At 65.1% G+C, this 6,267-nt stretch carries 4 protein-coding genes; all 4 read right to left on the bottom strand.

What is annotated here, in order from left to right; translation table 11 throughout:
• A partial coding sequence (locus J4E53_RS09810) for a response regulator transcription factor (protein WP_207268131.1) occupies nt 1–547 on the bottom strand: 547 nt, incomplete at its 3' end.
• Between the two features lie 64 nt (nt 548–611).
• Nucleotides 612–3,263, bottom strand: coding sequence for a sensor histidine kinase KdpD (locus tag J4E53_RS09805; protein ID WP_103308849.1), 2,652 nt, complete (start codon nt 3,261–3,263; stop codon nt 612–614).
• Nucleotides 3,264–3,454: 191 nt separating this feature from the next.
• Nucleotides 3,455–4,000: a potassium-transporting ATPase subunit KdpC gene (gene kdpC / locus J4E53_RS09800; protein WP_060738566.1), complete on the bottom strand. Its 546-nt coding sequence runs from the start codon at nt 3,998–4,000 to the stop codon at nt 3,455–3,457.
• A 204-nt stretch (nt 4,001–4,204) separates the two neighbouring features.
• On the bottom strand, nt 4,205–6,259 hold the full coding sequence (gene kdpB, locus J4E53_RS09795; RefSeq protein ID WP_103308848.1) for a potassium-transporting ATPase subunit KdpB: 2,055 nt from the start codon (nt 6,257–6,259) through the stop codon (nt 4,205–4,207).
• Between the last annotated feature and the right edge of the window lie 8 nt (nt 6,260–6,267).

Genomic DNA, 6,267 nt, shown 5'->3' with positions numbered 1-6,267 from the left:
TGTCCTTGAGCAATTGTTGCTGGGTGATGACCCGCCCCGGGTGCCGCGCCAGTTGCGCCAGGACGGCGTATTCCTTACGGGTCAGGGCCACTTCGGTGCCGTCCAACAGCACCCGTCGATAGGCCAGGTCCACCGTCAGCGGGCCGAACTTCAGCGCGGCCTCCTGTGGCTCGCCGGCCGGGGCCTGGCGCAACAAGGCGCGGATGCGGGCAAGGAATTCCTGGATGCCGAACGGCTTGGTCACGTAATCGTTGGCACCGTTGTCCAACGCCTCGACTTTCTGCGCTTCGCTGGCCCGCACCGAGAGCACGAGCACCGGCACCGTCGACCATTGGCGAAACTCGCGCAACACCTGTTGGCCGTCCATGTCCGGCAGGCCCAGGTCGAGCACCAGCAGATCGGGCTTGTTCAGCGCCGCTTGGGCCAGCCCTTCGGCGCCGGTGCCGGCTTCCAGCACCTTGTAGCCCTGGGAGCTCAAGCTGATGCGCAAGAATTTGCGGATCTGCGGTTCGTCATCGATGACCAAAAGGGTCGCGGTCTGGCTCATGGGGTTCGTTCGTTGCAATCCAGTGGAAAGGCACGCAAGTGACAAGAGAGTATCTCAGCCAGGCTCAAGCTTCATCGTCCATGCCCGGTTGCGCCTGCAACGGCAAGTGCAACGTGATGCAGGTGCCGCGTCCGTCAAGGCCATCGGCCACGCTGATTCGCCCGCCGTGGGCACCGACCATGCCCTGGCAGATCGCCAATCCCAACCCTGTGCCCTGCCCGCCCCGATCACCGCGCGCGGCGGTGTAGAACATATCGAAGATTTTCTCCCGCTCCTCTTCAGGAATCCCGGGGCCTTCATCGGCCACGGCAAAAAACACCTCATTGGCGGTCGCCCCGGCACACAGCAGCAGGCGTCCTTGGGCTGGCGAGAACCGCGCCGCGTTCTCCAGCACGTTCACCAGGGCCTGCTCGATCAACGCTGCATGCACATACAGCAAGGGCAATTCAGCGGGCACCTCGACCGTGAGCGCCAGGGGCGCCAACACCGCTCGCAGGCGATTCAGCGCACTGCCAACGATGTCGGCCGGCGCCACCCAGTCCCGCGCCAGTTTCAGGGCGCCGTGGCCCAGACGAGTCATGTCCAGCAAGTTCTGGATGTAGCGATCCAACCGCTCGGCTTCATCGCGGGTGCCTTCGAGCAGCTCGCGACGATCGGCCAGCGGGATCGCCTCCCCCAGCGCCAACAGGCTGTCGATGCTGCCGCGCATGGCGGTCAGCGGTGTGCGCAGATCGTGGGACACGGAAGCCAGCAAAGCGCTGCGCAGTTGCTCGGTTTCGCCATGCAGACGCGCCGCTTCCAGGTCCTGGGCCAGTTGCGCCCGAGCCAGCGCCTGGGCCAATGGCTGACTGAGGGCCGCCAGCAAACGGCGACGCTGACCACTCAGGGGTTGGCCTTCTTTCGGGCAGACGCCCAGCAAGGCCAGCGGCCCGCCTTCCGCCGACAACGGCCACCACCACCAACGCCCGGAGGGCAGTGTCCCGGTGCCGGCGCCGGCCGACTGATCGTGCTGCCAGGACCAGTCGGCCGCCGCGCGCTCGGCCTCGGTGAGGGTCAACGGCTCACCGCTTTCGACCTTCCAACCGCCCTGGCTGTCGCGGTCGAGCAGGCATAGCTGCAAGTCGTGCCAACCGTTGAGGTGCTGCGCGGCGGCGCTGATCACGGCCTGGCGGTCGGTGGCGGCAGTGAGTTTGCGGGACAGGTCCAGCAGCTCGCCGGTTTCCTGTTGGGTGTCGCGCAGGGCTTGCAACTGGCGGCGCTGGCGAGCGGCCAGGTTGCCGGTCAGGGCCGCCATGAGCAGGAAAAACACCAGCGTCAGCACGTCTTCTTCGCGCTGTATGGTCAGGGAAAAATTCGGCGGGATGAACAGGAAATCATAGGCCAGGAACGACAGCGCCGCACAGGCCAGCGCCGGGCCGAGGCTGCTGCGTACGGCCACCAGCAACACCGCCATCAGAAACACCAGGGAGATATTGGGCAACGCCAGCAATCCCGAGATTCCCCAGGCCAATGCGCTGGCCACCACGGTCGCCAGCAACGCCAGTACATAGTCGAACCTGGTCTGGACGGCGCCTGAGTGCACGCGGGCGGGACGCGGTTGCTCATCGCTGTCCAGCACGTTGATTTCCAGGCCCCGGGCACCGCGCAGCAGGCGCGAAGCGAGGCCGCCGCCAAACAGCCGTCGGCGCAGGCGCGGCCGGGACTGGCCCACCAGCACCAGCGTGGCGCGACGTTCGCTGGCGTGCTGGATCAGCGTCCTGGCCACTTCACCGGCCCGCAGCAGCACCACTTCGCCGCCGAGGCGTTCAGCCAGTTGCTGGGCATTCTGCAGGCGCTGGCGCGAGGCCTCGTCACGGGCGCTGCCGTTGTCCACGTGCACCAGGCTCCACGGCAGATGCCGACGCTGGGCGACGCGGCTGGCATGACGCACCAGGCGTTCAGCCTGCACATCACCGTCCACCCCCACCAGCAAGCGTCCGCGCACTGCCGGCGCGGCCTGGCCCAGTTGTCGATAGCCCAGGGCCAGGTCATTGTCGACCTGGGCGGCGGCGGTCTGCATCGCCAGCTCACGCAACGCGGTCAGGTTGGTCTGGGAGAAAAACGCATCGATCGCCGCCCGGGCCTGTTCCGGCACGTAGACCTTGCCATCGCGCAGACGCTCCAGCAGCTCACGGGGTGGCAGGTCGATCAGCAGCAGTTCATCGGCTTCCTGCAGGACCCAGTCCGGCAACGTCTCGCGCACCTGCACGCCGGTGATGCCGCGTACTTGGTCGTTGAGGCTTTCCAGATGCTGGACATTGACCGTGGTGTAGACGTCGATGCCCGCCGCGAGCAGTTCCTGAATGTCCTGCCAGCGCTTGGCATGGCGGCTGCCGGGGGCGTTGCTGTGGGCCAGTTCGTCCACCAGGACCAGGCGCGGCCGAGCGACGAGCAAGCCATCGAGATCCATTTCCTCGAGCATCACGCCACGATACTCCGAGCGCACCAACGGCTGCTGCGCCAGGCCGCCGAGCAGCGCTTCGGTTTCGGCACGACCGTGAGTTTCCACCACCCCGGCGATGACCGTCACGCCTTGGCGCAGTTGGGTGTGAGCCGCTTGCAGCATGGCGTAGGTCTTGCCGACACCGGGGGCCGCGCCCAGGAAGACCTTGAGCCGACCACGGCCGTTACGGGGCAGATTGGCTAACAGTGCGTCGGCGCGGCCGGAGTCGCTCATGGCGTGGAAATCTCTTTCAAATATTGATCAAACACCCTGTGGGAGCCGGACCTGTGGGAGCAAAGCATATGGGCACTGGACCTGTGGGAGCAAAGCTTGCTCGCGATCAAGACGACACAGTTCAACGGATGGACCGCGTTATCGTTCATCGCGAGCAAGCTTTGCTCCCACAGGCGCTACTCCCACAGGTTCTACAGTTTTTCCAGGGCCAGGTTCAGCGCCAGCACATTCACCACCGGTGGGCCCACCAGGGGTTGCTCGATGTTGTCGTCGAGCAATTGCTGCAAGGTCGAGGCCGGCAGGTTGCGCGCGGCGGCGACACGCGCCAGTTGATAGGCAATTGCCGCCGGAGGCAAGTGCGGATCCAGCCCGCTGCCGGAGGTGGTCAGCAATGCCAGCGGCACCGGCCCCTGACCCGGCACCTGAAGTTTGCGGGCGTCATCGATCACCCGTGTGGCCAGGGCCGGATTGCTCGGGGAGAAATTACTGGCGCCGCTGGCGACCGTGGCGAAGGCACCGGCCGATGGCCGTGGATGAAACCAGGCATCGCCGGTGAAGTCCTGGGCGATCAGCATTGAGCCACGGACCTTGCCGGCGGCATCGACGATCAGGCTGCCGTTGGCTTGGGCGGGAAAGGCGACTTGCGCCACGCCGGTGACCACCAGTGGGTAGGCGACACCGGTGATCAGGCTCATCAACAATAACAGGCTCAAGGCCGGGCGAATCAGAGTGGACATTTCAAAATCCTCGAATCAAAAAATTCATCGTGGCGAGGGAGCTTGCTCCCGCTGGGCTGCGAGGCAGACCCAAAACCAGCCCCAGCTGTGTGTCAGGCTGGTTGGAGTCAATTTCCTGGGGGTTGCTTCGCAACCCAGCGGGAGCAAGCTCCCTCGCCACAAAACCTCTCCTGGCACAAAAAATCTGTGCACCGAACATCAGGCTCAAACCAGGTGCAATGCCGTCAGCAACATATCGATCGCCTTGATCCCCACGAACGGCACCACGATCCCGCCCAGGCCATAGATCAACAGATTGCGCCGCAACAGCGCCGCCGCGCTTGCCGCTTGCACGCGCACGCCGCGCAGGGCCAGAGGGATGAGCACGACGATGATCAAGGCGTTGAAGACAATGGCCGACAAAATCGCGCTCTGCGGGCTGTTCAGGTGCATCACGTTCAGCACGCCGAGCTGTGGATAAATCGACGCGAACAGTGCCGGCAGGATGGCGAAATACTTGGCGATGTCGTTGGCGATGGAAAAGGTGGTCAGCGCCCCACGGGTCACCAACAGCTCCTTGCCGATCTGCACGACGTCCAGCAATTTGGTCGGGTCGCTGTCGAGGTCGACCATGTTGGCCGCTTCCCGCGCGGCCTGGGTGCCGTCGTTCATCGCCATGCCGACATCAGCCTGGGCCAGGGCCGGGGCGTCGTTCGCGCCGTCGCCGCACATGGCCACCAGCCGACCGTCATTTTGCTCGTGACGGATACGTGCCAGCTTTTTCTCCGGCGTGGCCTCCGCCAACACGTCGTCGACACCGGCCTCGGCGGCAATCGCGGCGGCAGTCAGCGGGTTGTCACCGGTGACCATCACCGTGCGAATCCCCAGCTTGCGCAGCTCGGCAAACCGCTCACGTATGCCGGGCTTGACCACGTCCTTGAGATGGATAGCGCCGAGCAGCTTGCCGTCCACGCACACCAGCAACGGCGTACCGCCGCTCTGGGCGATCTTGTCGACCTCCCGCGCCAGGGCCGACGGCAATTCATTGCGTGCAAGACCGATGAAATCCAGCAAGGAATCCACGGCACCCTTACGGTAGATGCGCCCCTGATAGTCGACCCCGGACAGACGGGTTTCGGCACTGAACGGCACGGCCGTCAGTGCGTCGACGCCCGGCTCGGGCTGTGGGTGCAAACCTCGCAGGTACTCGACGATGGACTTGCCCTCGGCCGTGTCGTCAGCCAACGAGGCGAACAGCGCGCCTTCGGCCAGTTCCTTGGCACTCACGCCGGGGGCGGCATAGACCGCGGTACAACGCCGATTGCCAAAGGTGATGGTGCCGGTCTTGTCCAGCATCAGCACATGCACGTCTCCCGCCGCCTCGACCGCACGGCCGGATTTGGCGATCACGTTCAGGCGCACCAACCGATCCATCCCGGCGATGCCGATGGCCGACAGCAGCCCGCCGATGGTGGTGGGAATCAAGGTGACCAGCAGCGCCACCAGAAACACCAGCGGCAGGCTGGCGTTGGCGAAATGGGCGAACGGTTGCAGCGTCACCACCACCAACAGGAAGATCAGCGTCAGACCGATCAGCAGGATATCCAGCGCCACCTCGTTCGGCGTTTTCTGGCGCTTGGCGCCTTCCACCAAAGCGATCATGCGGTCCAGGGTGGACTCGCCGGGATTGCTGGTGATGCGTATCAGCAGCCAGTCAGAGACCAGCCGCGTATTGCCGGTGACAGCCGAGCGATCGCCGCCGGACTCGCGGATGACCGGCGCCGATTCGCCAGTGATCGCCGCCTCGTTGACCGCGGCGATGCCGTCAATCACCTCACCGTCGCCGGGGATCATGTCGCCGGCCTCGACGCGCACCACATCGCCTTTGCGCAGACGAGTGGCGGGGACTGTTTCAAACCCGCTGGCAGTCTGGCGACGTGCATTGAGGCCTTCGCTGCCGGCCTTGAGGCTGTCGGCCCGGGCCTTGCCGCGCCCTTCGGCCAAGGCTTCGGCGAAGTTGGCGAACAGCACGGTGAACCACAGCCACAGTGCAATCTGCGCGGCGACGAACGTCGGCACCGTAGTGTCGGGAATGAAGCACAACACAGTGGTGAGGATCGCGGTCAGTTCCACCACCAGCATCACCGGGGCCCGGTGCAACTGGCGAGGATCGAGCTTGACGAAGGCTTGCACCAACGCTGGCCGCCAGAGGGCCGACAGGTGGGTCTTCGGTTGTTCCGGCGCCTTGGCGGCGACGGCTTTGCTCATCGGCATATTCATCATCAGGT

The sequence above is a fragment of the Pseudomonas sp. FW305-28 genome (assembly GCF_017351395.1).
Lineage (GTDB): Bacteria > Pseudomonadota > Gammaproteobacteria > Pseudomonadales > Pseudomonadaceae > Aquipseudomonas > Aquipseudomonas fluorescens_AA.
Note: the sequence above shows the minus strand (reverse complement) of the source record. Positions and strands in the feature narration are given on the sequence as shown.